Below are 24,949 nucleotides of genomic sequence, written 5' to 3'. Positions count from 1 at the left end.
GATCGCCCCGACGACGACGTCCAGGACCCCCGCGCGGGCGTCCGCCCGACAAGGAGCATTCGATGAAGAACAGATTCCTCGCCCCCCTCGGCCTCACGGTCGCCGCCGCGTTCCTCCTCACCTCGTGCGCGGGCACCGGCCAGGAGGCCGCGCCCACCGCGGGCGGAGCGAACGGCGGCGGCGACCTCACGTTCGCGGTGGTCACGCACTCCAGCACGGGCGACGCCTTCTGGGATCGCGTGAAGTCGGGCGCCGAGACGGCAGGCGGCCAGTACGGCGCAACGGTCACGTACAACTCCGACCCGGATCCCGCCAAGCAGTCCCAGCTCATCGACAACGCCGTCGCGCAGGAGGTCGACGGGATCGTCGTCTCGATGGCGAACCCGGACGGCGTGAAGGACAGCGTCGAGAAGGCCGTGGCCGCGGGCATCCCCGTCGTCACCATCAACTCCGGGATCGAGCGGTCGGCCGAGTTCGGCGCCCTCACCCACATCGGCCAGAGCGAGACGGTCGCGGGCGAGGCCGTCGGCAAGCGCCTCGGCGAGGCGGGCCTGAAGAACGCGCTCTGCGTGATCCAGGAGGCCGGCAACGTCGGCCTCGAGGAGCGCTGCTCCTCCGCGGCGAGCGCGTTCTCCGGCCAGATGGCGAACCTCCAGGTGGACGGCACCAACGACGCCGACGTGAAGGCGACGATCAAGTCGAAGCTGCAGGCGGATCCCTCCATCGACGGCGTGCTCACGCTCGGCGGCCAGTACGCGCTCGACGCGGTCGGCGCTGTCGAGGAGTCGGGGAGCTCGGCGAAGATCGGCACGTTCGACCTCTCGGAGGACGTCGTCAGCGCGGTCGAGGCCGACAAGATCCTGTTCGCGGTCGACCAGCAGCCGTACGTGCAGGGCTTCCTCGGGATCACCGCGCTCGACCTCTACGCCACCAACGGCAACGTCATCGGCGGCGGCCAGCCCGTCTACTCCGGACCCGCGTTCGTGACCAAGGACAACGCGGCCCAGGTCGCCGAGTTCGCGAAGAACGGCACCCGCTAGGCGGTCGGGCCGGGCGCGCCCGAAGCGCCCGGCCCGGCGTCTCCCCTCTCCCCCATCCGCACCGCACCCATCGCCCCGCCCGACGCCCACCGAAGGAGCCCGCGTTGACCACGACGGACATCGTGACGATCGCCACGAGGCCGCGCCTCGAGAACAGGCCGATCCGCAAGATCCTCGCCCGGCCGGAGATCGGCGCCCTCGTGGCCGCCCTCGCCGTGCTGGTGTTCTTCTCCCTCTACACGCCGCAGTTCCTCACCCTCGCCGGCGCGGGAGTGTGGCTCGAGTCGGCCTCGACCTTCGGGATCATGGCGGTCGCCGTCGCGATGCTCATGATCGGCGGCGAGTTCGATCTCTCCGCCGGCGTCATGACGGGCTTCTCGGCCCTCGTGGTCGGCATCCTCACGTCGCACTACGGCCTCAGCATCTGGGTCGCGGTGCTCGTCTCGCTCGCGGCGGCCCTCGCGGTCGGCGCTCTCAACGGCTTCCTCGTGATGAAGACGGGACTGCCGAGCTTCATCGTCACGCTCGGCACGTTCTTCGCGCTCGCGGGCGTCGACCTCGCGGTCACGAAGCTCATCACCGGCCAGGTGGCGATCCAGGGCATGACGAAGGTGCCGTCGTACGACGCCATCCAGCCGATCTTCGGCTCGTCGCTCCAGATCGGCGGCGGCAACTTCTACGTCTCGGTGCTGTGGTGGTTCCTCGTCGCCGCCGTCGCGACCTGGATCCTCCTGCGCACCCGCGCGGGCAACTGGATCTTCGCGGTCGGCGGCGCCAAGGAGTCCGCCCGCCAGGTGGGCGTCCCGGTCTTCACGACGAAGGTCGGCCTCTTCATGGGCACGGCGGGCGCCGCGTGGCTCGTCGGCATGATCTCGCTGTTCCGCACCTCCACGGTGCAGGCGAACACGGGCGTCGGCCAGGAGTTCATCTACATCATCTGCGCGGTCGTCGGCGGGTGCCTGCTCACGGGCGGCTTCGGCTCCGCCATCGGCGCGGCGCTCGGCGCGCTGATCTACGGCATGGTCTTCCAGGGCATCACGTTCGCCCAGTGGGACACGAACTGGCTGCGCACGATCCTCGGCGTGATGCTCCTCGCGGCGGTGCTCCTCAACAACCTGGTGCGGACGCGGGCGGGAGGCGGACGATGACGACCGGGACGAGCGCGAGCGCCGCCTCCGAGCCTCTCGCGGGCGCCGTCCCCGGCGCGGCCGAGGAGGCCGGCGGACGCCCCACTCCCCCGCTGCCGACCGCCGGCACGACCATCCTCGAGGTCCGCGACATCGGCAAGAGCTACGGCGCCGTCAACGCGCTCACGGGCGTCTCGACCGTGGTCGCCGCGGGCGAGGTCACGTGCGTGCTCGGCGACAACGGCGCAGGCAAGTCGACCTTCATCAAGATGCTCGCGGGCGTGCACGCGCCGAGCGAGGGCACGATGCTGCTCGACGGCGAGCCCGTGACGCTCGGATCCCCGCGCGCCGCGCTCCAGGCCGGCATCGCGACCGTCTACCAGGACCTCGCGGTCGTGCCGCTCATGCCCGTGTGGCGGAACTTCTTCCTCGGCTCCGAGATCACCACGGGGAAGGGGCCGTTCCGCCGGCTCGACGTGGCCGCCATGAAGGCCATCACGCACGAGCAGCTCGCGCAGATGGGCATCGACCTCCGCGACGTCGACCAGCCCATCGGCACGCTGTCCGGCGGCGAGCGCCAGTGCGTCGCCATCGCCCGGGCCGTGCACTTCGGCGCCCGCGTGCTGATCCTCGACGAGCCGACCGCCGCGCTCGGCGTCAAGCAGTCGGGCGTCGTGCTGCGCTACATCGCGCGCTCGCGCGACCGGGGGCTCGGCGTGGTCTTCATCACGCACAACCCGCACCACGCGTTCCCGGTGGGCGACCGGTTCCTGCTGCTCAACCGCGGATCCAGCCTCGGCACGTTCGAGAAGGACGAGATCACGCTCGGCGAGCTGACGAGCCTCATGGCCGGCGGCGCGGAGCTGGACTCGCTGGCGCACGAGCTCGCGCGCGATCCGGGCGCGGACCCAGGCCCGGAGGGAGCCGCGCCGGCGTCCGGCCGCTGAACCCCCGCATGCCAGGATGAGGCGTTGACCTGACCTACGAGGGAGCGATCGACGTGAGCCAACCGGAGCAGATCCTGCCCCCCGACCTGTTCCTCGCGCTGGACCGCTCGGGCCCGGTCCCCCTCTACTACCAGGTGGCGAACCTGCTGGAGACGGCGATCCACGACGGCACGCTCCCCGCGGGCGCCCGGCTCGAGAACGAGATCGCGCTCGGCACCCGGCTCGGCCTCTCGCGCCCGACCATCCGCCGGGCGATCCAGGACCTCGTCGACAAGGGCCTGCTGGTGCGCCGTCGCGGCATCGGCACGCAGGTCGTGCACGGCCGGGTCACCCGCAACGTCGAGCTCACGAGCCTCTACGAGGACCTCGAGCGGCAGGGCCAGACGCCGCGCACGGAGATGCTGTCGTCGTCGCGCGGCGAGGCCGACGAGAAGGTCGCCGAGGCGCTGGGCGTCGAGGTCGGCAGCCCGGTGCTGCACCTCACCCGGCTGCGCACCGCGGACGGCATGCCGCTCGCGGTCCTCGACAACGTGCTCCCGGAGCCGTTCGTCGACCTGGATCCGGACGACCTCGCCACCCACGGGCTCTACCAGCTGCTGCGCGGCCGCGGCGTGATCATGCGGGTCGCGAAGCAGCGCATCGGCGCGCGCGCGGCCACGGCGTCCGAGGCGCGCCTGCTCGACCTGCCGCGCGGCGGCGCCGTGCTCACGATGTCGCGCACGGCGTTCGACAGCTCGGGCCGCGCCGTCGAGTACGGGCAGCACTGCTACCGACCCGACCTGTACTCGTTCGAGATCACGCTCGTCGACCGGTAGCTCTGCCCGCCCGGACCCTGCCGATCGGATCCAATATCCTATAGGATCTCCTCACGTGCTCGATGAGGAGGACTCCACGGATGACCCGGCTCTGGAACGACCCCGCTGACTTCGCGGACGACATGACGGACGGCTTCGTCCGCGCCAATGGGCGATGGGTCCGGCGCGTGCACGGCGGCGTCTCCCGCTCGACCCGCTCGGCGGAGGCCGAGGTGGCGGTCGTCATCGGCGGCGGCTCGGGCCACTACCCCGCGTTCGGCGGGCTCGTCGGCCCCGGCCTCGCGCATGGCGCCGCGATGGGCAACCTCTTCGCGTCGCCCTCCGCGCACCAGGTCGAGTCGGTGATCCGCTCGAGCGAGCAGGGCCGCGGCGCTCTCCTCCTCTACGGCAACTACGCGGGCGACGTGCTGCATTTCGACGACGCGCAGGAGCGCGTGCGCGGCGACGGCATCGACTGCCGCACCGTCGTCGTGACGGACGACATCTTCAGCGCCTCGCCCGACGAGCAGGCGAAGCGCCGCGGCATCGCGGGCGACCTCACCGTCTTCAAGGTCGCGGGCGGCGCGTCCGCCGCGGGCTACGACCTCGACGGCACCGAGCGCGTCGCCCGGCTCGCGAACGCGCGCACGCGCTCGATGGGCGTCGCCTTCACGGGCTGCACGCTGCCGGGCGCCGACGAGCCGCTGTTCTCCGTGCCGGAGGGGCGCATGGCGATCGGGCTCGGGATCCACGGCGAGCCCGGCATCGACGAGACCGACATCCCGTCCGCCGACGGCCTGGCCGAGCTCTTCGTGCGGCAGCTGCTCGCCGACGCCGAGATCCCGGACGGCGTGACGGTGCGCGGCGCCCGCGTCGTGCCCGTGCTCAACGGCCTCGGCTCGGTGAAGAGCGAGGAGCTCTTCGTCGTGTTCACGCGCGTCGCGGACCTGCTCGAGGAGGCCGGGATCACGCTCGTGGATCCGCAGGTCGGCGAGTTCTGCACCAGCTTCGACATGGCGGGCGCGTCGCTCACGCTGCTCTGGCTCGACGAGGAGCTGGAGCGGCTGTGGACCGCGCCGGCCGACACCCCGGCGTTCCGCAGCGGCGCGTTCGACGGATCCGCGCTCCAGCCGGTCGACGCGCGCGAGGACGACGAGGTCGACGCCGCGATCCCGGACGCGAGCGACGCGTCGCGGGAGGCCGCCGGGCGCATCGCCGCCGCGCTCGACGCCGTGCACGCGGTCGTCGCGGAGCACGCCGACGAGCTCGGCCGCCTCGACGCGGTCGCGGGCGACGGCGACCACGGCATCGGCATGCTGCGCGGATCCCGCGCCGCCTCCGAGCGCGCGACCTCCGCGGTGGAGCAGGGCGCCGGCGCGCGCACGGTCCTCCGGCTCGCGGGCGACGCGTGGTCGGACAAGGGCGGCGGCACCTCGGGCGCGCTCTGGGGGCTCATACTCCAGGCGGTCGGCGACGCGCTCGACGACGAGGGAGCGGATCCCGTCACCGCCGAGTCCGTCGCCGCGGGCGTGGGCGCCGCGCGGGACGCGGTCATGGGCCACGGCAAGGCCACGCTCGGCGACAAGACCATGGTGGATGCGCTCGTGCCGTTCGCCGACGCGCTCGCCGAGCGGGTCGGATCCGGCGCCCCGCTCGCCGACGCGTGGGCCGCCGCGAGCGACGCCGCGCAGGAGGCCGCCGACGCCACCGCGGCCATGAAGCCCGGCATCGGACGCGCGAGGTCGCACGGCGAGCGCTCCGTCGGCACCGCCGACCCGGGCGCGATCTCGCTCGCGCTCATCGCCGCGGCCGTGGGCCGCGCGCTCGCCGACCGGTGAGACCCGGCGACGCCATCAGCACGATCAGCACCACCATGAGGAGGACCGGATGACCAGGACCTGGCGCATCGTCGTCGGCGCGGACGACGCGGGATACGACCACAAGGAGGCGATCAAAGCCGACCTCGAGGCGAGCGGCCTCGTCGTCTCGGTGGTGGACGTGGGCGTCGACGCCGACGGGCACACCGCCTACCCGACCGTCGCGACCACGGCGGCCGAGATGGTCGCGCGCGGCGAGGCCGACCGGGCCGTGCTGATCTGCGGCACGGGGCTCGGCATGGCCATCGCGGCGAACAAGGTGGCCGGGATCCGCGCCGTCACCGCGCACGACGGCTTCTCGGTGGAGCGGAGCGTGCTGTCCAACGACGCGCAGGTGCTCTGCATGGGGCAGCGCGTGGTCGGCCTGGAGCTGGCGCGGCGGAACGTGCGCGAGTGGCTGACGTACGAGTTCGACACGTCGAGCCCGTCGAACGACAAGGTGGACGAGATCCGCGCGTACGAGGCGAAGTAGGCGCGTGACCGCGCGGCCGGCGATGATCGGCGTGAGCCTGAAGATGTACCTCGGGCACGCGGAGACGGTCGCGTGGTGCGAGGCCGTCGCGGCGATCGCGCGCACGCATCCGGCGACGACGGGCGGCGAGGCGGAGCTCGTGGCGCTGCCGTCGTACCTGTCGGTGCCGGCCGCCGTCCGCATCCTCGACGGGCTCGCCGCCGTGGGCGCGCAGGACCTCGCGGCGGAGGACGCCGGCGCGTTCACGGGCGAGGTGTCCGGCGGGCAGATCCGGGAGCTCGGCGGCGCGTTCGTCGAGGTGGGGCACGCCGAGCGGCGGCGCCTGTTCGGCGAGACGGACCAGGTCGTGCGGCGGAAGGCGGACGCGGCGCTGCGGGCCGGGCTCGTGCCGATCCTCTGCGTCGGCGAGGAGACCAGGCAGGATCCGGCCGACGCCGCACGCGAGTGCATCCGCCAGCTCGACGACGCGCTCGCGGCGGCCCGCGCGGCCGGGCACGGCGGGCGCATCGTCGTCGCGTACGAGCCGCAGTGGGCGATCGGCGCGGCGGAGCCCGCCTCCGACGCGCACATCCGCGCGGTCTGCCGGGAGCTGCGCGCGCACGTGCGGGCGCTTGACGCGCACCCGGGATCCGCGGTCATCTACGGCGGCAGCGCGGGGCCCGGCCTCCTCACCCGCATCGGCGACGACGTCGACGGTCTCTTCCTCGGCCGGTTCGCGCACGACCCGCGCGCGGTCGCCTCGATCCTCGACGAGGTGCACGCGCGCGCCGCGGCCCGCCCGGCGTCCGACGCCGCCCGCTGACGGCAGACTGTCCTGGTGACCACCGGCCTCCCGCTCGACGCGACCTCGATGCCCGCCCGGCAGGGCCTCCGCGACCGCGTCTACGACCTCGTGCTCGACATGCTCATGGGATCCGCGATGGAGCCGGGCTCCCGGCTCGCCATCGACCAGATCGCGCGCGACCTCCACGTCTCCCCCACGCCCGTGCGCGAGGCGCTCGTGCAGCTGGAGCGCACCGGCCTCGTCGCCCGCGAGGCGCACAAGGGCTACCGGGTGGCGCCGCCCATCGCGGGAGAGCAGCTGGAGGCGCTGTTCGACGCGCGGCTCGTGCTCGAGGGCGGGGCCACGGCGCTGGCCGCCGCGGATCCGACGCGCCTGGTCCCCGCGCTCGAGGAGGCGCTCGCCGCGCACGAGGAGACGACCCGGCGCGTGCGCGCGGCGACCGGCGACAGCGAGATGCCCGTCGGCCTCATCCGCGAGTACTTCGTCGTCGACTGGGACTTCCACCACCGGATCTTCGAGGCCACCGGCAACCCGTTCCTCCTCGACATGTCCGAGGCGATCTCCACGCGCGTCCACCGCATGCGCCAGACGATGCGCACGGGTGTGCACGACGCGGACGACGCCGTGCACGAGCACCGCGCGATCATCGCCGCGATCGGCGAGGGGCCGGAGGCCGCCGCTGCCGCGATGCGGGCGCACATCGAGCGCGTGCGCGAGCGGTCGCGCCGGGACGCGGACGACGCGACGTCGGCGTGACGCACCCTCATCGAGCGCCGGTCGCCTCCTCCCCGTCGTGCGCGGACGAGGATCCGACGCGGAGCTCGTGCTCCTCGCCGGCGATCGAGAACGTGACCACCACGTCATCGCCGTCACGCCGCACGCGGTAGCCACCCCCACTCGACGGCGGCGGCCCGCCGTCCACGCTCATCGAGGAAGGCGATCGGTCGGGAGCGGAGGACGGCGCGGGGACGAAGGACCAGCCCTCCCTACGGCCCACGGAGACCGACACCCCCGCGAGCGACGACCCCTCGGCCACGGCCACCATCTGGCCGTCGACGGTGCCGACATCGAGGTACCGGACGGCGCCGAGCATCGAGAACAGGACATAGAGGCACAGCAGGAGCGACACCCCGACGGCCGTCACCACTGCGATCGACATCGCGCCGATGCGGATCACCCGGTGCGCACGCGCGGTGACCGCTGAGGTCCCGACGACGAAGGCGACGACGAGGGCGAGGCCGCCGCCGATCCACGTGACCTCCCACAGGGCACCGGGCCCGAGCTCTCCCACGACGAGCACCCGCTCCGGGTCCCTGTGCGCGGCGAGGACGGAAGCAGCCAGGGCGGCCAGCGCGAGCACCGATCCCGACACGGCGAGGAGGACGGCGGTGACACGACGGGGCATGCATCCGAGCGTGACACCGCGCACGCGCCGCGTCGTCGTCGGGGAGCAGCACGTCCCTCATCCGAGGAGCGGACTTCCCGCCGGCCGACGCGACGACAGGCTAGGACCGCTCGAACCGCTGCTCCCCCACGACGCCGAGCAGCGCGAGCGCCTCCGCGGCCCCGGATCCCGGCACCGGGGTCAGCACGAGCAGCACCTGCGACTGGTCCTCCGTGAAGAGGGCCTGGCAGTGCACCTCGATCTCGCCCACCTCCGGATGCACCAGGGTCTTCCGCTCGTCGAACCGGTTGCCGACCTCCTGCAGGTCCCAGTAGCGGCGGAACTCCGCGCTCGTGGCGAGCAGGCTCGCGAGCACCTCGGCGGCGAGCGGATCCGGGTCCGCCTGCGACGCCGCCACCCGCAGCTGGGCGACCTGGAGCCGCCCCTGCCGCTCGTGGTCGCGCTCCGGGTAGTGCCCGCGCTCCTCGGGGTGCGCGAACCAGCGGTGCACGCCGCTGCGGTCGAGGCCGGTGCGGGTCACGTCGTCGCCGAAGAGGGCGGAGGCGAGGCGGTTCTGCGCGAGCGTCTCGCCGAGCTCGGTGATGACGAGGGCGGGGGTGTCGTCGAGGCGGTCGAGCACGCGCATGAGGCCCGGGCTGACGTGCGGCGACAGCCGTGCCCGCCGCGGCGTCCCGTGCCCGGCCAGGCGGAAGAGGTGGTCGCGCTCGTCGAGGCCGAGGCGGAGCCCGCGGGCGATGGCCGTGAGCATCTGGTCGGAGGGCTGCGGGCCCCGGCGCTGCTCGAGCCGCGCCCAGTAGTCGGCCGACATGCCGACGACGGCCGCGATCTCCTCGCGGCGGAGGCCCGCGGTGCGGCGACGGGCGCCCGGGGGCAGGCCCACGTCGGAGGGCCGCAGCGCCTCCCGGCGCGCGCGGAGGAAGTCGGCGAGTCCGGGACGGTCCATGGCCCCATCCTCGCCCCCGGTGAGCCGCGCATCCAGGGACCGCCGCTCCCCCGATGCGCGCTCCCTTCCCGGCCGGTCGCGTCCGACGCAGGCTGGACGGCGACGGGGCGCACGGCCCCGCGGAGGAGGCACCATGAAGACCACCGGCAGCACCGTCCTGATCACCGGAGCGACGTCGGGCATCGGCCTCGGCCTCGCCGAGCGCCTGCAGGATCGCGGCGACATCGTCATCGTCGCCGGCCGCCGCCGGGCGCTGCTCGACGAGATCGTCCGTTCGCACCCCGGCATGCACGCCGTCGAGCTCGACGTCACGGATCCCGCGTCCATCGCCGCCGCCGCCGAGCGGGTCACCCAGGAGCACCCAGGCCTCGACGTCGTCGTCACGATGGCCGGCGTCATGCTCCCCGAGGACCTGCGCGACCCGGCGCACCTCGAGGTCGCGGAGTCGACCATCACGACGAACCTGCTCGGCACGATCCGCACGGCAGCGGCCTTCGGGCCATGGCTCGCGGCGCAGCCCGACGGCGTGCTCATGACCGTGTCCTCGGGGCTCGCGTCCGTGCCGCTGCCGGCGACGCCGACCTACTCGGCGACGAAGGCCGCCGTGCACTCGTTCACGCAGAGCCTGCGCGTGCAGTGGTCCGGCACGCCCCTCCAGGTGATCGAGCTGGTGCCGCCGGCGGTGCGGACGACCCTCATGGGACAGCAGGACGAGGAGTCGGCGATGCCGCTCGACGAGTTCCTCGACGAGGTGATGCGGATCCTCGAGCGGCAGCCCGACGTGGAGGAGGTGCTGGTCGAGCGCGTGCGGTTCCTCCGCGACGCCGAGGCCGAGGGGCGCCACGCGGACGTGCTCGCGATGCTCGCGCAGCGGACGCACTGAGGCACGGGCGCGCGGGCCGGTAACGCGCGGCAGCTAGCCGATCGGCGCCGGCCCCAGCTCGTCCATCAGCTCCTTGATCGCCACGTACGCCTTGTTGCGGTACGCGACGAGCGCCTCGGTGCGCTCGGCGGGCACGTCGAGGTAGCCGGATCCGGTCTTCGTGCCGTACTCGCCCGCGTCGACGTGCTCCTGGAGCGACGCCGGCGTCGCGAACCGCTCGGGCCAGCGGGTCTGGAGCGACGCGTAGCAGAAAGCGTAGACGTCGAGGCCGGCCATGTCGGCGATCGCGAACGGACCGAACACCGGCAGGCGGAAGCCGAAGGTCGTGCGGACGATCGTGTCGATGTCCTCGGGGGTCGCGATGCCCTCCTCCACGATCTGCGTCGCCTCGTGGAAGAGCGCGTACTGCAGGCGGTTGAGCACGAAGCCCGTGGAGTCGGTGACGCGCGCGGTCTCCTTGCCGGTCGAGGCGACCAGCGCCTCCGCCGCCTGGATCGCGGACTCGTCGGTGCCCGCGTGCGGGATCAGCTCGACGCCCGGGATGAACGGCGCCGGGTTCGAGAAGTGCACGCCGAGGAACCGCTCGGGGTTCGTGACGGCCTCCGCGAGCGAGCCGATGAGGATCGTCGAGGTGTTGGATCCGATGACCGCGTCGGGCCGGGCCGCCGCCGAGATCCGCCGCAGGGTCGCGTGCTTGATCTCGAGCTTCTCCGGCACGGCCTCCTCGATGAAGTCGGCGTCGGCGACGGCCTCCTCGATGGACGCGGCGGGCGTGACGGCCGCGCGGATCCGCTCCACGGCGTCGGCGGGGAACAGCCCGTCGGCGACGAACCTCGCCGCCTCCTCCAGCAGTCGCGCGTGGTTCGCGACGGCGATCTCCTCGGAGATGTCGGCGATGCGCACCTCGGCGCCCGCGAGCGCGAGCACCTGCGCGATTCCGCCGCCCATGTACCCGGATCCGACGATGGCGATGCGGCGTGCGGTGCTGTGCTGGTCGGTCATGGTGCCTCTCCCTCTGCGTCGCGCGTCTGCGGCAGCAGCGTGCGGATGTAGTCGCGGTTCTCCGCGCAGACGCCGAGGCTGTCGCCGCCGTACTGCTCGGTGAGGATGATCCCGTCGAAGCCGAGCTCGACCGCGTCGCGGATCACCTGCCGGTAGTCGATGAGGCCGGCCTTCATGGTGGTGGGCACGCTGGTCGCCCAGCTGCCGTCGGCGGCTTCATCGCGCATGTAGTTCTTCACGTGCCAGTAGTTGGCGTACGGCAGCGTCTTCGCGTACAGCTCGCGCCAGCTCTCGACCGGGCGGTGCAGGCGGATGAGGTTCGCGACGTCCGGGTTGAGCCCCACGTTGTCGAGGCCGATCTCCTCCACGAGCCGCACCGCGCTGTCCGCCGTGCCGAGGTAGGTGTCCTCGTACATCTCGAGCGCCATCCGGAGTCCCAGCTGCGCCGCGTGCCGGCCGAGCTCGCGGAGGCGCGTGACGGCGGCGTCCCACACCTCGGGGTCGTCGGGGTCTCTGGGTCCCTCGGCGGTCCAGAACCACAGCGCCTTCCGCTGCGCCTCGCTGAACGGCTGGTGCAGCCCGGTCGAGAAGACCTCCATTCCCATCTCGGCGATCGCGTCGATGGTGCGGTGCGCATAGGCGAGGTTCTCCTCCTCGTGGCCCGGCATGATCACGCTCTGCCGCTGCAGGTGCACCGAGGGGATCCCGACGCCGTGCGCCCGCGCGATGGCGACGAGCTCGTCGCGGCGGGAGGACTCGAGGTCGGCCGGACGGACGTGGCTGTCGGCGAGCTCGGCGAGGGTGAAGCCCTCGCGCGCGATGTCGGCGAACATGCGGTCCCAGACGGCCGGATCCGCGTCGTGGAGGGCGGTGCCGTCACGACCGACGGTGGCGAAGGAGTGGAGGCAGGTGGCGATGGGCCAGTCCGCGGCGGTGAACGCGGGGGCGGGGTGGGTCGCGGGGGTGTCCGGCATGCTGCTCCATCGCGGTCGTCGGGTCCCGGGTGCCCGGGGTCAAGATCCTATAGGAAATAGCATCCGCGCGACCAGGGGGGACGGCGACCCGGTCCGCCTGCTCGCCGAGGTCGGCCTAGACGACTGTCTGTGGAGGCGCGTCCACGGGGGATGGACGGGCTCCTTAGTCTCGAGCTCCACCCGAGAACGGAGCACCATCACCAGGCCATCGACCACGCCCTCCACCCCATCCTCGCGTCGCCTCCGTCGAGCGGGGACACTCGCCGCCGCCGCCACCATCGCGCTCTCCGCCACCTTCGGCCTCGGCATCGCGCCGGCCTCCGCGGCGCCGGCATCGGCGTCCACCTCCACCGACGCGTCCCAGATCACCGTCCCGGGAGCCAAGCCCGGCCCGGCGCCCAAGTGGCCCGGCCCGCTGTTCCGGTTCGTGTTCCAGACGCACTGGATCCCGGTCGCCCACGGGGGGCAGAACATCCGGTCCTTCCGCGTCCAGGGCCACTCGGTCAGGCCGGGTGGGACTCTGGCCTACAACGACGTCAACGAGTGCGTGTCGTACACCGGCTACAGCGACAAGATCGACGACGTCCGGTACGCGGGCGTCGTCCTGCCGCAGATCTACGACACCACCGTCACCAGCTTCTCCGGCCCCCACTGCACCGGCTACGACTACGACTACGGGAGGGTCGGCGGACGCGGTCCGATCGACAGGCAGTACCTCGACTGGACGATCTTCACGCACCACGCGCCGGCTCCTCGCTAGCCGGATCCGCCCGCATCGACGGCCGACGCCTCCCCCGCGGAGACGTCGGCCGTCGTCCGTCAGCACGACTCACCGCCGCCATCCGGTGCGTCACGGCGACCCCGCGTCAGCCGAGCAGCGGCCGCTGCGCCCTCTTGCGCTCCACGTACTCCGCGTGCGCCGCCTGCGTCGACGGCATCTCGGAGACGCCGGGGACGGGCACGTCCCACCAGCCCTCGCCGTCGGGGCCGTAGACGAGCGGGTCGGACTCGACGTGGATCACGGTGGTGCGGTCGGAGGCCTTCGCCTGCCGCACCGCGTCGCAGAGCGCGGTCGTGGCGTCGGGGCCGGGGGCGACCTCGATCACGTCGACGCCGTAGCTGCGCGCGTTCGCCGCGAGGTCGACGGGCAGCGGCTCGCGGCCCTCGAAGTTGCGCGTCGCGGGATCCAGCTGCCGGTACCGGGTGCCGAAGCGCTCGGTGCCGACCGTCTCGGAGAGGTGGCCGATGGACGCGTAGCCGTGGTTCTGGATCACGACGACGATGATCTTGATGCCCTCGGCCACCGCGGTCACGAGCTCGGTGTGCAGCATGAGGTAGGAGCCGTCGCCGACCATGACGATCACGTCGCGGTCGTCGCCGTACGCCTCCGCTCCGCGCTTCACGCCGAGGCCGCCGGGGATCTCGTAGCCCATGCACGAGAACGCGTACTCCACGTGGTAGCCGAGCGCGTCGCGCACGCGCCAGAGCTTGTGGAGGTCGCCGGGCAGGGATCCGGCCGCCTGCACGACGACGTCGCGCGGGTCGCTGGCGGCCTGCACGGCGCCGATGATCTCGGGCTGGCCGGGCAGCGCGCCGCCGGTGGGGGCGAGCGCGCGGTCGACGGCGGCGTCCCACTCGCGCTTCTCACGGGCGATGCGGTCGGCGTACGCGGCGTCGACGCGCGTGCCGGCGAGCGCCGCGATGAGCGCCTCCAGGGTCTCCCGCGCGTCGGCCACGACCGGCAGCTGCGTGCCGTGCTTGTACGCGTCGAACGCGGCGACGTTGACGTTCACGAAGGTCACGTCCGGACGCTGGAACGCCGTGCGGCTCGCCGTGGTGAAGTCGGAGTAGCGCGTGCCGATGCCGATGACCACGTCGGCCTCAGCGGCGAGGCGGTTCGCGGCGGTGGATCCGGTGGCGCCGACGCCGCCCAGGTACTGCGGGTGGTCCCAGGCGAGGGATCCGCCGCCGGCCTGCGTGGTGCCGACCGGGATGCCGGTCTGCTCGGCGAAGCGGAGGAGCGCCTGCTCGGCCGCGGAGTAGATGACGCCGCCGCCCGCGATGATGAGGGGCGTGCGCGCCTCGCGGATCGCCTGGACGGCGCGCGCCAACGGCCCGCGCTCCGGGAGCGGCCGGCGCAGGTGCCACTCGCGCGGCGCGAGGAACGCGAGCGGCACGTCGAGCGCCTCCGCCTGCACGTCCTCGGGCAGCGCGATGGTCACGGCGCCCGTCTCGGCCGGGTCGGTGAGCACGCGCATGGCCGCGAGCGCGATCGAGTACAGCTGCTCGGGCCGCTGCACGCGGTCGAAGAAGCGCGAGAGCGGGCGGAACGCGTCGTTCACGCTCACGCTCGTGTCGTGCGGGTGCTCGAGCTGCTGCAGCACCGGATCCGCGACCCGCGTCGCGAAGGTGTCGCTCGGCAGGAGCAGCGCCGGCAGCCGGTTGGCCGTCGCGAGGGCCGCGCCCGTGAGCATGTTCGCGGCGCCCGGCCCGACGGACGCGGCGCTCGCGTAGGTGGCGAGGCGGCGGTGCATGCGCGCGAAGCCGACGGACTGGTGCACCATCGCCTGCTCGTTGCGGGCCTGGTGGTACGGCATGAGGTCGGGATCCTGCGCGTTCGCCTGCATGAGCGCCTGGCCGATCCCGGCGACGTTGCCGTGGCCGAAGATCCCGAAGACGCCGGGGATGGTGCGCTCGCGGTGGTCGCCGTCGACCGTCCACTGGTTCGCGAGGAACGCGACGAGCGCCTGGCTGACGGTCATGCGGGTGGTGGGCTCGGTCATGGGGTCGGGGCTTCCTGGTCGGGGGCGAACGGCAGGCGCGGGTCGATCTCCTGCCCGGCCCAGGTGCCGCGGATCCAGCCGTGCGCGGGGTGGTCGCTGATGAGCCAGGCGCGGTCGGCGCCCGGACCGGCCATCACGTTGAGGTAGTAGAGGTCGTAGCCGGGCGCCGCGACGGCGGGCCCGTGGTAGCCGTAGGGCACGAGCGCGACGTCGCCCGTGCGCACGACGGCGTCGATGGCGATCTCGCCCGCGGGCGACGACGAGGTGTGGAACAGGCCGAAGGGATCCGCGTCCGCGGGCGCGTCCAGCCCGCGACCGACGGCGGTCTCGAAATAGTAGATCTCCTCCAGCCGCGACTCCTCCCCCGGCTTGTCCTCGTCGTGCTTGTGCGCCGGGTAGCTCGACCAGTTCTCGGCGGGCGTCAGCACCTCGCAGACGATGAGGCGCTCGGCGTCGAGGGATCCGGGCGTGCCGGGGGTCCCGAAGTTGTGCACCTGGCGGCTCGAGCGGCCGGCACCGCGCAGCTCGACGGGCACGTCCTCGCGGGCGATCCGGTGGCTCGGCACGGGCCGCGTCGCCGGCGACTCGGCGACGGCCACGCGGCCGGATCCGGTGAGCACCGCGCTCGCGTCGCACGACAGGTAGAGCACGTCGGTCGGCCCGGCGAAGACCGACGCGCGGCCCTCGAGGTCGGTCACGCGCTCGTCGCCGTCGGCCTCCCGGTGCCGCACGGCGAAGGATCCCGCGAGCGGCACCACCATGCGCTCGACGCCCGATGCGGCCAGCTCGAGCGCGTCGCCCTCGGCGAGCACCGCGACCCGGAGGCCCGTGTGCTCCCAGTCGGGGAGGGATCCGTCGACCACGGTCTCCCAGCCGTCCCGACCGAGGCTCCCGCGGGGGTGCAGCCACTCGTCCGTCGTCATGCGCGTCTCCTTCGTCGTGGTCGGATGCCCGGCCGTACGGTGGGTGGTGCGGATCAGTTCTGCGGGAAGCCGAGGTCGACGCCGCCGTGCGACGGGTCGAGCCAGCGGCTGGTGATCGCCTTCTGCTGGGTGAAGAACCGCACGCCCTCCGCGCCGTGGGCCTTGGTGTCGCCGAAGAGGCTGGACCGCCAGCCGCCGAACGAGAACGTGGCGACGGGAACGGGGATGGGGACGTTGATCCCGATCATGCCGACCTGGACCTCGTTCTGGAAGCGCCGCGCGGCCCCGCCGTCGTTGGTGAAGATCGCGGTGCCGTTGCCGAACGCGCCCTGGTTGATGAGCGCGACGCCCTCCTCGTACGAGCGGACGCGGACGACGCCGAGCACGGGTCCGAAGATCTCCTCCGTGTACGCGCGCGAGCTCGTGGGCAGCTCGTCGATGAGCGTGGGGCCGAGCCAGAAGCCGTCGGCCTCGCCGTCGACCTCGATGCCGCGGCCGTCGACGACGACGCGCGCGCCGTCCTCCTCCGCGATCGCGATGTAGGAGGCGACCTTGTCGCGGTGCGCCTCGGTCACCAGCGGCCCCATGTCGCAGCCGCGACGGCCGTCGCCGACGCGGAGGCCGGACATGCGCGACGTGATCCGCTCGATGAGCGCGTCGGCCACGGGCTCGACCGCGACGACCACGGAGATCGCCATGCAGCGCTCGCCCGCCGAGCCGAAGCCCGCGTTGACGGCCGAGTCGGCGACGAGGTCGAGGTCGGCGTCCGGCAGCACGAGCATGTGGTTCTTCGCGCCGCCGAGGGCCTGCACGCGCTTGCCGTGCTTCGTGCCCGTCTCGTACACGTACTGCGCGATGGGCGTGGATCCCACGAACGAGATCGCCCGCACGTCCGGGTGCGTGAGCAGCCCGTCCACCGCCTCCTTGTCGCCGTTCAGCACGGTGAAGACGCCGTCGGGGAGGCCCGCGCGCTTCCACAGCTCGGCGATCCAGATGGCCGCGCTCGGGTCCTTCTCGCTCGGCTTCAGGATCACCGTGTTGCCGGCCGCGATCGCGATGGGGAAGAACCACATCGGCACCATCGCGGGGAAGTTGAACGGCGAGATGATCCCGACGACGCCGAGCGGCTGCTTCGTGGAGTACACGTCGACGCCCGTGGACACCTGCTCCGAGTACTCGCCCTTGAGGTGGTGCGCGAGGCCGGTCGCGAACTCCACGACCTCCTGGCCGCGCGTGATCTCGCCGAGCGCGTCGCTCACGACCTTGCCGTGCTCCGACGTGATGATCTCCGCCAGCTCGCCCTTCTCCGCCTCGAGCAGCTCGCGGAAGCGGAAGAGGATCGCCTGCCGCTTGGCGAGCGACAGGTCGCGCCAGGCGGGGAACGCGGCGTTCGCCGACGCGATGGCGCGCTGGATCTCGTCGCCGTCCGCGAGCGCGACCTCCTTCGTGACGACGCCGCGGCCCGGGTCGTAGACGGGGGCGGTGCGGCCGGAGGTCGAGGGCGAGCGGGCGCCGTCGATCCAGTGCGGGACGACGGGGAGCGGGGCGGTGTCGGTCATGGTGTCCTCAGGCGGTCAGCGGTGGCGGATCGGGGTCGGGTCGGTCTTCGGGGTCAGGGGCGGGCGCGGCCGTGCACGAGGTCGACGGCCTGGTCGACCGCGCGCGCGACGTCGCCGTCGGCGGGGTGGATCAGCGTGCGGCCGACGACCAGGCCACGGACGCCGGGGAGGTCGAGCGCGTGCTCCCAGCCGGCCCAGGTGTCCTCGCTCGCGCCCTGCGGATCCCCGCCGAGCAGCAGCGTGGGCAGGGTGGTCGCTGCCATGACGCGGGCCATGTCGTCGACGACGGGCAGCTTCATCCACGTGCGCGCGGACGACGAGCCGAGCCCCGACGCGACGGCGATCGAGGTGATGACGGCGTCGGGCGTGAGGTCGTTGACGATCCGGCCGTCCTGCCACGCGCTCATGAACGGCTCGAGCATGATCGGCAACCCGGCGCGCACCGCGTCGTCGACCGCGCGCGCGTTGGCCTCGAGGGTCGCGGCCGTGCCGGCGTCGCCCAGGGCGATCCGCACGAGCGTCTTCGCGAAGTCGAGGCCGTCGCGCACGATCCCGGCGACGTCGTAGGCCGTGAAGCGGTCGTCCATCTCGAAGACGGCGCCGCGCAGGCCGCCGCGGTTCATGGATCCGACCACGACCTTGTCGTCGAGGAGGCCGAGGAGCGCGAGGTCGTCGACGATGTCCGGGGTGCCGAGCACGCCGTCGACGCCGTCGCGCGTGAGGGCGGTGGCGAGGCCGGCGAGCAGCTCGTCGCGGTCGGCGAGGGCCATGGGGTCGTCGCCGACGCCGAGCGCGCCGCGGGCGGGGTGGTCGGCGGCGACGATGAGCAGGCGGCCGTCGTCGCGGATCAGCGGGCGGCGGACGCGGCCGGCGAGCGCGCGGGCGACGGCATCGGGATCCGTGGCGCGCAGGTCGCGGAGGCGCTGGAGCGCGCCCGGGAGGTCGCCCGCGCGGAGCGCCTCGGCGGGCGCCTGGGTCGCGTCGACCGCGGTCATCGGATGCGCTCCAGCACGGCGTCGACCTCGGCGGTCGTCGGCATGGCGGTGGAGCACTCGCGGCGGGACGCGACGATGGCGCCCGCGACGTTGGCGAAGCGCAGGATCCGCTCGAGGTCCCATCCGGCGAGCAGCCCGTGCACGAGCGCGCCGCCGAATCCGTCACCCGCGCCGAGCCCGTTGACCACCTCGACCGCGTACGGCGGCACCTCCACGGTCTCGTCGCGCGTCTTCGCGAGAACGCCCTTCGGGCCCTGCTTGACGATGGCGAGCTCGATGCCGCGGTCGAGCAGCGCGTCGGCGGCCCGCAACGGATCCGTCTCCCCGACCGCGACCTCGCACTCCTCGCGGTTGCCCACCGCGACCGTCACGTGCTCGAGCGCCCGGCCGACCTCGCGCGTCGCGTCCTCGGGCGACGACCAGAACATCGGCCGGTAGTCGAGGTCGAGCACCGTGAGCGGCCGACGTGCCCGGGCGGCCCACGCGGCGTGGTGCGCGGATCGGCTCGGCTCCTCGCTGAGGCCCGTGACGGTGGACCAGTAGACGCGGGCGTCCTGGATCGCCGCCCGGTCGAGGGTCTCGGCCTCGATGCAGAGGTCGGGCGCCTTCGGCCGGCGGTAGAAGTAGAGGGGGAAGTCGTCGGGCGGGAAGATCTCGCAGAAGGTGACGGGCGTCGGCAGGTCGTCGACGGGCGTCACGAACTCCGCGGAGACGCCGAGGCGCTCGAGCTCGCGCGTGACGTAGCGACCGAACGGGTCGTCGCCCGTGCGCGAGATGAGGGCGGCGGATCTGCCGTGCCGGGCCGCCGCGACAGCGACGTTCGCCGCGCTCCCGCCGAGGTACTTGCCGAACGTCTCGACGTCCTCGAGGCCCACGCCGTCCTGGAGCGGGTAGAGGTCGACGCCGACGCGGCCGATGGTGATCACGTCGTGGATCGGGGTCGAGGCGATGCTCATGGCGGCGCTGCTTCCTCTCCGTGGCTGGAGGGCGATGGGCGGGTGCTGCGGTCCCTCCAACGTAGCGCATGTTCTGACATAGGCACATGGTTTCGCGCGCCCGATCGCGCGTCAGGGCGCCGCCGACCGCGACCCGGGTCACCGGCCGCGCGTCATCCCGACCCCGAAGCCCGCGCCGAGCGCGAGGCCGACGACCACCAGGAGGCCAGGTACGGGGATCACGCCGGAGGCGAGGCCGCCGAGGAACGAGCAGCACAGCGCGGGGATCAGCTGGCCGAGACCGCGGGAGATGGCGCCGCGGGGGCCGCGGAAGGCCTCATCGACGCCTGCGAGCACGACGAGCAGCGCGACGAGGAGCAGGGGGACCAGGATGGCGACCGGGACGGACTGCGTCAGCGGCGTCACGAGGGCGGTCACGACCACGGCGGCGGCGTATGCGGCGGTGGACGCCATGGTCGCGGCGACGTGGATCCGGAAGCGGCGGTCGGCCGGAGCGCGTGCCGGCAGTTCGCGCAACACGGGGCGGGAGCCGCCGTGGCGGGCATCGAGGTCGCCGCCGATGCCACCGTCGCCGCCGCCCGCGGGGAGGTCATCGCGGCGGTCGTCGGTCATGGTGCGACTGTAGCCCGGCCGGCATGCGGCCCTGACCTCGGAGCACGACCCCTCAGCGGACGACGCCGTCGAGCGGCAGGTGCATCACGTGCAGGCCGACGAGCCCCTGGTCCGCGTGGTCGAACGCCGCGGGCACCGTGCCGATGATCCGGAACCCCAGCGACTCCCACAGGTGCACGGCCGCGTGGTTCGTCTCCACGACGGCGTTGAACTGGATCGCCCGGTACCCCTCGGCGCGCGCCCACGCGATCACGTGCTCGCCGAGCGCGCGACCGACGCCGCGACCGCCATGCGCGGGATCGACGAGGAACGAGCCCGTCGCCACGTGCGCGCCGCGCCCCGGGCGGTTGGGTCCGGCCTTGGCGGATCCGAGCACGGTGCCGTCGTCGACCGCCACGAAGGTGCGGGCCGGCGCCTCCGCCATCCAGTTCGGCCGCGCCTCCTCGAGCGACTGCCCGGCCGGGAGCGCGTAGGTGCGGCCGGCGTCGACGATCGCGCGGTAGAAGGGGTGGATCAGGGGCCAGTCGGCGTCCGTGGCGGGGCGGATGCGCATGCGGTCGAGGCTATCCGGCATGACGCGCCGGGCTCAGACGGGCGGGTCGTCCGCCAGCCGCTGGAACAGCACGTGGTCCTGCCACACGCCCGCGATGCGGAGGTAGCGCGGCGCGAGCCCGTACCGCGTGAAGCCCGTGCGCGCGAGCACGGCCTGCGACGCGGCGTTGTGCAGGAGCGTCCCGGCCTCGACCCGGTGCAGCCCGAGCTCGCCGAACGCGAGGGCGACCGCGGCATCGACGGCGGAGGTCGCGAGCCCGCGGCCGGTGCCATCCGCCGCGAGCCAGTACCCCATCGCGCACGACTCGAAGGCGCCGCGGACGATGCCGTTCAGGTTGATGCGCCCGGCCACGGATCCGTCGTCGTCGAGGATGGCGAGCGGCACGCCCTGGCCGCGCGCGTGCTGCGCGAGCGCCGCCTCGACGTCGGCGCGCTGACCGGCGGGGGTGTCGTGGTCCGGATGCCGGATCGGCTCCCACGGCGCGAGGTGGGCTCGGCTCGCGAGGCGCAGCGCGGACAGGGCGGGGGCGTCGTCGAGCGTCAGCAGGCGGATCCGGTCGGGCACGGCATCGAGGATGCCAGACCGCCCCCGGTCTCCCATCAAGGCATTGACACGTCAGCACAACAGGGCCAAGTGAGCATCTACCCCCTCCCCAGCCACCTATCGGCGAAGCGGCAGGTACGTTCTCTATGTGAGAAGGAACAGCCATCGCATCGCGGGCGAAGTACAAACGAAAAGCACTTACGCCTGGACAGTTGGGCTTATAGCTTATGTAGTCATATCGACGGCCGCCATCTATGCTTTACCGGACTGGCTCATCAAACAGCCCTTAAGCGCAAATGAAATCAACGCGCTCACCGCGACCGAGAAAACGGCCGCAATCACCGCAGCTCGTCAAGTCATCCTTCTTTCTGCCGGCGGACTTCTTGCCGCTTTTACGCTGGCCTTGACCCAGCGGCGCGATGCGATTGCTAGGGCGAGGCACGAAATTGACCGCGATGCCAACTGGACGAACAGATACACAGAAGCCGTGAAGCAGCTAGGTGACGACAAGGCGGCCGTACGTTACGGGGGGATATATGCCCTCGAGCGAATCGCTGAAGATTCTGAAAGAGATCGCGCTACAATAACCGAAGTCTTGACAGCCTACATCCGCGAAGAGTCTCCGCGTCGCGAATCAGATGCAAGCGTATTAGCCGAGTTCCCAGTTTCAACCTCGATTGCCGCCTTGAGGACCATTAGCCGACTCAGCAACATTAAGGGATCTATACAAACGCAAGTGTTGCTAAGCATTACGAACTTGCGAGGCGCTTCTATGACCGATGCGAACCTGGGTAACGCCAACTTCTCTAATTCTCGGCTTGATGGGGCCGACCTGACCAATGCAGGCCTCGAAGGCGCAAGTTTTGAAGAAGCGATAATTACAGTTGGTACATTCACTCGCGCGCGGCTTACAAAGGCCACGTTTCGATCGTCGGTTGTAAAATATGCAGACTTTGTCGGCGCAAATATAGACTACGTAAATTTCATAAATGCGGACGCCAGTCACGCGCGTTTCGAAAGCGCAAGGGCCATGTCTGCAAACTTCAGTGGCGCAAACTTGAGTCAAGCCGCGCTTTCCGGCGCCGACCTGACAGGGGCAAAGTTCATCAAATGCAACCTAGAAGCGAGCGATGCGCAGAATGCTCGCATCATTAGGGGAGACTTCCGCGGGGCGAACCTTCGCGGTGCGCAATTCCAAGGAGCGATACTACGTGATTGCGACCTGCGGGACGTCGCTACTGAAGGAACCGACTTCTCTGGCGCCGATTTCCGCGGCGCACGGTTCAACTGCACACGAGCCGAACTCGGCTACGCTCCCGGAGCCAAATTCGATGACGATTTTATCTAAATACACCGGATGACCCGCCCGGTTGCTTTTTGACCTCAAGCGACGTGGACAGCGGAGAAGCGTGCTGTCCGGGCCGCAAAGTAACGACGGCCGCCCCACCCGCGAGGGATGGGACGGCCGTCGTGGTCGTGCGTGGTCGCTAGACGCGCGCGAGGTCCGCGATGACGCGGTCCCCGGCGGCGGCCATGACCGTGGTCGCCTTGATCTCGGCGCGACCCAGGAGGTCGTCCATGCGACGGCGGCGGGCCTTCGTGATCAGCGTCACGACGGTGCCCTGCTTGCCCGCGCGGCCCGTGCGGCCGGCGCGGTGGAGGTAGCTCTTGTACTCGTCGGGCGCGTCGGCCTGGATGACCAGCCCGATGTCGTCGACGTGGATGCCGCGGGCGGCCACGTCGGTCGCCACGAGCACGCGGACCTTGCCGCTCGTGAGGAGCTGCAGGTTGCGCGTGCGGCGCGCCTGGTTGAGGTCGCCGTGCAGCGACGTGGCCGGGATGCCGGCGTCCTCGAGCTGGTCGGCGAGCTGCTCGGCGAACGCGCGGGTGCGGGCGAAGATCAGCGTCTTGCCCTCGCCCGAGCTGAGCTGCTCGATGATCGCGGCCTTGTCGCGCTGCTCGATGAGGAGCACGCGGTGGTCGATGGTCGACGATGCCTGGTCCTCGCCCGCGACCTCGTGGACGCTGGGCGACGGCAGGAACTCGTTGACGAGCGTCGCGACGCCCTTGTCGAGCGTGGCGGAGAAGAGCAGGCGCTGGCCGTCCTTCTTCACCTGGCGGAGGATCCGCTGCACGGGCTCGAGGAAGCCGAGGTCGCACATGTGGTCGGCCTCGTCGAGGACCGTGACGACGATCTCGGAGAGGTCGAGGCGGCCCTGGTCGATGAGGTCCTCGAGGCGGCCGGGGGTCGCGATGAGGATGTCGACGCCGCGCTGCAGCGCACCGACCTGCTTGAACTGCGGCACGCCGCCGAAGATCGTGGTGGTGAACAGGCCCACCGAGCGGGCGATGGGCTGCACCGTGCGGTCGATCTGCATGGCGAGCTCGCGCGTCGGGGCGAGGATCAGCGCGCGGGGCTTGCGGCCCATCTTGCGGTTCTTCGCGCCGTCGTTCTCGAGCAGACGCTCCACGAGGGGCGCGCCGAACGCGATGGTCTTGCCGGATCCGGTGCGGCCGCGGCCGAGCACGTCGCGACCCGCGAGCACGTCGGGGATCGTGGCGGCCTGGATCGGGAACGGGCTCGCCGCGCCCAGCTCCTCGAGCACGCGGACGATGTTCTGGCCGAGGCCGAGCGCGGCGAAGGTCACGCCGTCGACGTCCTTGGCCGTGGTGGCCTGGGCCTCGAGGCGCTCGAGCACGACGTCCTCGGCGGGAGCGTGGCGCGGGGCGCCCTCCTTGCTCGGGTAGAAGTCGCTGTCGCGCTTGGGGCGGGCGTCGTCGTAGGACGGGCGCTCGCTGCGCTGGGGGCGGTCGCCGTAGGAGGGGCGCTCGGACCGCTGCGGGCGGTCGTTGTAGGAGGGGCGCTCCGTGCGAGCCGGGCGATCGTTGTAGGACGGACGCTCGGATCGCTCGGCGCGGTCACCGTACGACGGACGCTCGGTGCGGGCAGGGCGCGAGTCGTTGTACGACGGACGCTCCGTGCGAGCCGGACGCGAGTCGTTGTACGACGGACGCTCCGTGCGAGCCGGACGCGAGTCGTTGTACGACGGACGCTCGCCGCGAGCCGGACGGTCGTTGTACGCGGGGCGCTCCGTGCGTGCGTTCCGGTCGTTGTACGACGGACGCTCGGCGCGGTCGTTGTAGGAGGGGCGCTCCGAACGGGCGGGACGGTCGTTGTACGCGGGACGCTCCGACCGCTGCGGACGGTCGTTCCCGTAGGACGGACGGTCGTTGCGCGGCGCGCGGTCGTTGTAGGACGGACGCTCGGAGCGCTCGCCGCCACGGTCGGGACGCGAGTTCCCGTACGACGGACGCTCGGAGCGCTGTCCGCGCTCGGCGCCGTACGAGGGACGCTCGCTGCGCTGGCCGCGGTCGTTGCCGCCGCCGTAGGAGGGGCGCTCGCCGCGCTGCGGGCGGGCGTCGCCGCGCTCGGGGCGCGCGTTGGCGCGGTTGGGGCGGTCGCCGTACGCGGGACGCTCGCCGCGACCGGCCGGGCGCTCGGCGCGGGGCTCCCAGTTGGGGCGGTCGCCGCCGCGCGCGGGGCGGGCCGCGCCGCCGCGCTGGGGGCGGTCGTCCTGGCCGGAGCGCTGGGCGCGCTCGTCGGCGTTCCAGCGCTGCTTCTTGGGCGCGGGATCGGAGTTGTAGCCGCGGTGGTTCGGGCTGCGGGATCCGGCGGGGGCGCGCTTGGCGCCGCGCGGGGAGTCGTTGTTGTAGGGCATGAGGGATTCCTCGTTCTGCTCGAGTGCATGACAATGCTCATTCGAAGCAGCGCGCTAC

Annotated in this window: 24 protein-coding genes; 11 read left to right on the top strand and 13 right to left on the bottom strand. The window is 72.3% G+C overall.

Features of this window, described 5'->3' with window-relative positions; translation table 11 throughout:
• Positions 1-62: 62 nt before the first annotated feature.
• The 8 genes from K0V08_RS15095 to K0V08_RS15060 all read left to right on the top strand — a co-directional run bounded on the left by K0V08_RS15095 (position 63) and on the right by K0V08_RS15060 (position 7,797).
• Positions 63-1,040, top strand: a complete 978-nt coding sequence (locus K0V08_RS15095; RefSeq protein WP_012037477.1) for a sugar ABC transporter substrate-binding protein — start codon at positions 63-65, stop codon at positions 1,038-1,040.
• 104 nt (positions 1,041-1,144) lie between these two features.
• Positions 1,145-2,188, top strand: coding sequence for an ABC transporter permease (locus K0V08_RS15090; RefSeq protein ID WP_012037476.1), 1,044 nt, complete (start codon positions 1,145-1,147; stop codon positions 2,186-2,188).
• On the top strand, positions 2,185-3,114 hold the full coding sequence (locus K0V08_RS15085; protein WP_012037475.1) for an ATP-binding cassette domain-containing protein: 930 nt from the start codon (positions 2,185-2,187) through the stop codon (positions 3,112-3,114). The genes K0V08_RS15090 and K0V08_RS15085 overlap by 4 nt, the downstream gene beginning before the upstream one ends.
• Positions 3,115-3,167: 53 nt before the next feature.
• Positions 3,168-3,929, top strand: coding sequence for a GntR family transcriptional regulator (locus K0V08_RS15080; protein ID WP_012037474.1), 762 nt, complete (start codon positions 3,168-3,170; stop codon positions 3,927-3,929).
• 80 nt (positions 3,930-4,009) lie between these two features.
• A complete protein-coding gene (locus tag K0V08_RS15075) occupies positions 4,010-5,746 on the top strand; it encodes a dihydroxyacetone kinase family protein (protein ID WP_079531968.1) in 1,737 nt (578 codons plus the stop codon).
• A 49-nt stretch (positions 5,747-5,795) separates the two neighbouring features.
• Positions 5,796-6,257 (top strand): ribose-5-phosphate isomerase, encoded by a 462-nt coding sequence (locus K0V08_RS15070; protein ID WP_079531966.1) that lies wholly within the window; start codon positions 5,796-5,798, stop codon positions 6,255-6,257.
• A 22-nt stretch (positions 6,258-6,279) separates the two neighbouring features.
• Positions 6,280-7,059 (top strand): triose-phosphate isomerase family protein, encoded by a 780-nt coding sequence (locus tag K0V08_RS15065; protein WP_079533678.1) that lies wholly within the window; start codon positions 6,280-6,282, stop codon positions 7,057-7,059.
• A gap of 15 nt (positions 7,060-7,074) precedes the next feature.
• Positions 7,075-7,797 carry a GntR family transcriptional regulator gene (locus K0V08_RS15060; protein ID WP_231689088.1) on the top strand — a complete coding sequence of 241 codons (723 nt, stop codon included), beginning with the start codon at positions 7,075-7,077 and terminating at the stop codon, positions 7,795-7,797.
• Between the two features lie 7 nt (positions 7,798-7,804).
• On the opposite strand, the gene K0V08_RS15055 is transcribed toward K0V08_RS15060, so the two are convergent.
• Positions 7,805-8,446, bottom strand: a complete 642-nt coding sequence (locus tag K0V08_RS15055; protein WP_086503684.1) for a hypothetical protein — start codon at positions 8,444-8,446, stop codon at positions 7,805-7,807.
• Between the two features lie 100 nt (positions 8,447-8,546).
• Positions 8,547-9,389, bottom strand: a complete 843-nt coding sequence (locus K0V08_RS15050) for a helix-turn-helix transcriptional regulator (protein ID WP_012037468.1) — start codon at positions 9,387-9,389, stop codon at positions 8,547-8,549.
• Between the two features lie 133 nt (positions 9,390-9,522).
• Here K0V08_RS15050 and K0V08_RS15045 point away from each other — a divergent pair, with 133 nt between their 5' ends.
• A complete protein-coding gene (locus K0V08_RS15045; RefSeq protein ID WP_079531960.1) occupies positions 9,523-10,272 on the top strand; it encodes an SDR family oxidoreductase in 750 nt (249 codons plus the stop codon).
• Positions 10,273-10,305: 33 nt separating this feature from the next.
• Here the strand turns inward: K0V08_RS15045 and K0V08_RS15040 are convergent, their stop codons facing one another.
• On the bottom strand, positions 10,306-11,274 hold the full coding sequence (locus tag K0V08_RS15040; protein ID WP_079531959.1) for a 3-hydroxyacyl-CoA dehydrogenase family protein: 969 nt from the start codon (positions 11,272-11,274) through the stop codon (positions 10,306-10,308).
• Complete coding sequence (locus K0V08_RS15035; RefSeq protein ID WP_079531956.1) at positions 11,271-12,248, bottom strand: sugar phosphate isomerase/epimerase family protein; 978 nt, start codon at positions 12,246-12,248, stop codon at positions 11,271-11,273. The genes K0V08_RS15040 and K0V08_RS15035 overlap by 4 nt, the downstream gene beginning before the upstream one ends.
• Positions 12,249-12,675: 427 nt before the next feature.
• On the opposite strand from K0V08_RS15035, the gene K0V08_RS15030 reads away from it, so the two are divergent.
• Positions 12,676-13,008 (top strand): hypothetical protein, encoded by a 333-nt coding sequence (locus K0V08_RS15030; protein ID WP_128516952.1) that lies wholly within the window; start codon positions 12,676-12,678, stop codon positions 13,006-13,008.
• A gap of 106 nt (positions 13,009-13,114) precedes the next feature.
• Here K0V08_RS15030 and iolD read toward each other — a convergent pair whose 3' ends face one another.
• The 8 genes from iolD to K0V08_RS14990 all read right to left on the bottom strand — a co-directional run bounded on the left by iolD (position 13,115) and on the right by K0V08_RS14990 (position 21,229).
• A complete protein-coding gene (gene iolD, locus K0V08_RS15025; protein WP_079531942.1) occupies positions 13,115-15,031 on the bottom strand; it encodes a 3D-(3,5/4)-trihydroxycyclohexane-1,2-dione acylhydrolase (decyclizing) in 1,917 nt (638 codons plus the stop codon).
• Complete coding sequence (iolB, locus tag K0V08_RS15020) at positions 15,028-15,954, bottom strand: 5-deoxy-glucuronate isomerase (protein WP_079531940.1); 927 nt, start codon at positions 15,952-15,954, stop codon at positions 15,028-15,030. The genes iolD and iolB overlap by 4 nt, the downstream gene beginning before the upstream one ends.
• Before the next feature lie 53 nt (positions 15,955-16,007).
• Positions 16,008-17,513, bottom strand: coding sequence for a CoA-acylating methylmalonate-semialdehyde dehydrogenase (locus tag K0V08_RS15015; RefSeq protein ID WP_079531937.1), 1,506 nt, complete (start codon positions 17,511-17,513; stop codon positions 16,008-16,010).
• Between the two features lie 53 nt (positions 17,514-17,566).
• Positions 17,567-18,508, bottom strand: a complete 942-nt coding sequence (locus tag K0V08_RS15010; protein WP_079531935.1) for a class I fructose-bisphosphate aldolase — start codon at positions 18,506-18,508, stop codon at positions 17,567-17,569.
• The gene (gene iolC / locus K0V08_RS15005; RefSeq protein WP_079531932.1) at positions 18,505-19,464 is read right to left on the bottom strand and encodes a 5-dehydro-2-deoxygluconokinase; all 960 of its coding nucleotides are present in this window, start codon (positions 19,462-19,464) and stop codon (positions 18,505-18,507) included. Before iolC ends, K0V08_RS15010 begins: the two co-directional genes overlap by 4 nt.
• Before the next feature lie 138 nt (positions 19,465-19,602).
• Positions 19,603-20,076 (bottom strand): hypothetical protein, encoded by a 474-nt coding sequence (locus K0V08_RS15000; protein ID WP_079531928.1) that lies wholly within the window; start codon positions 20,074-20,076, stop codon positions 19,603-19,605.
• Between the two features lie 52 nt (positions 20,077-20,128).
• Positions 20,129-20,629: a GNAT family N-acetyltransferase gene (locus K0V08_RS14995; protein ID WP_079531926.1), complete on the bottom strand. Its 501-nt coding sequence runs from the start codon at positions 20,627-20,629 to the stop codon at positions 20,129-20,131.
• Positions 20,630-20,662: 33 nt separating this feature from the next.
• The gene (locus K0V08_RS14990) at positions 20,663-21,229 is read right to left on the bottom strand and encodes a GNAT family N-acetyltransferase (RefSeq protein ID WP_079531923.1); all 567 of its coding nucleotides are present in this window, start codon (positions 21,227-21,229) and stop codon (positions 20,663-20,665) included.
• A gap of 91 nt (positions 21,230-21,320) precedes the next feature.
• Between K0V08_RS14990 and K0V08_RS14985 the strand changes: the two genes are divergently transcribed.
• Entirely contained in the window at positions 21,321-22,520 is a 1,200-nt protein-coding gene (locus K0V08_RS14985) for a pentapeptide repeat-containing protein (RefSeq protein ID WP_128516953.1), read from the top strand.
• 139 nt (positions 22,521-22,659) lie between these two features.
• Here the strand turns inward: K0V08_RS14985 and K0V08_RS14980 are convergent, their stop codons facing one another.
• Positions 22,660-24,891: a DEAD/DEAH box helicase gene (locus K0V08_RS14980; RefSeq protein ID WP_079531918.1), complete on the bottom strand. Its 2,232-nt coding sequence runs from the start codon at positions 24,889-24,891 to the stop codon at positions 22,660-22,662.
• Positions 24,892-24,949: the final 58 nt, after the last annotated feature.

The sequence above is a fragment of the Clavibacter michiganensis genome (assembly GCF_021216655.1).
GTDB lineage: Bacteria > Actinomycetota > Actinomycetes > Actinomycetales > Microbacteriaceae > Clavibacter > Clavibacter michiganensis.
Note: the sequence above shows the minus strand (reverse complement) of the source record. Positions and strands in the feature narration are given on the sequence as shown.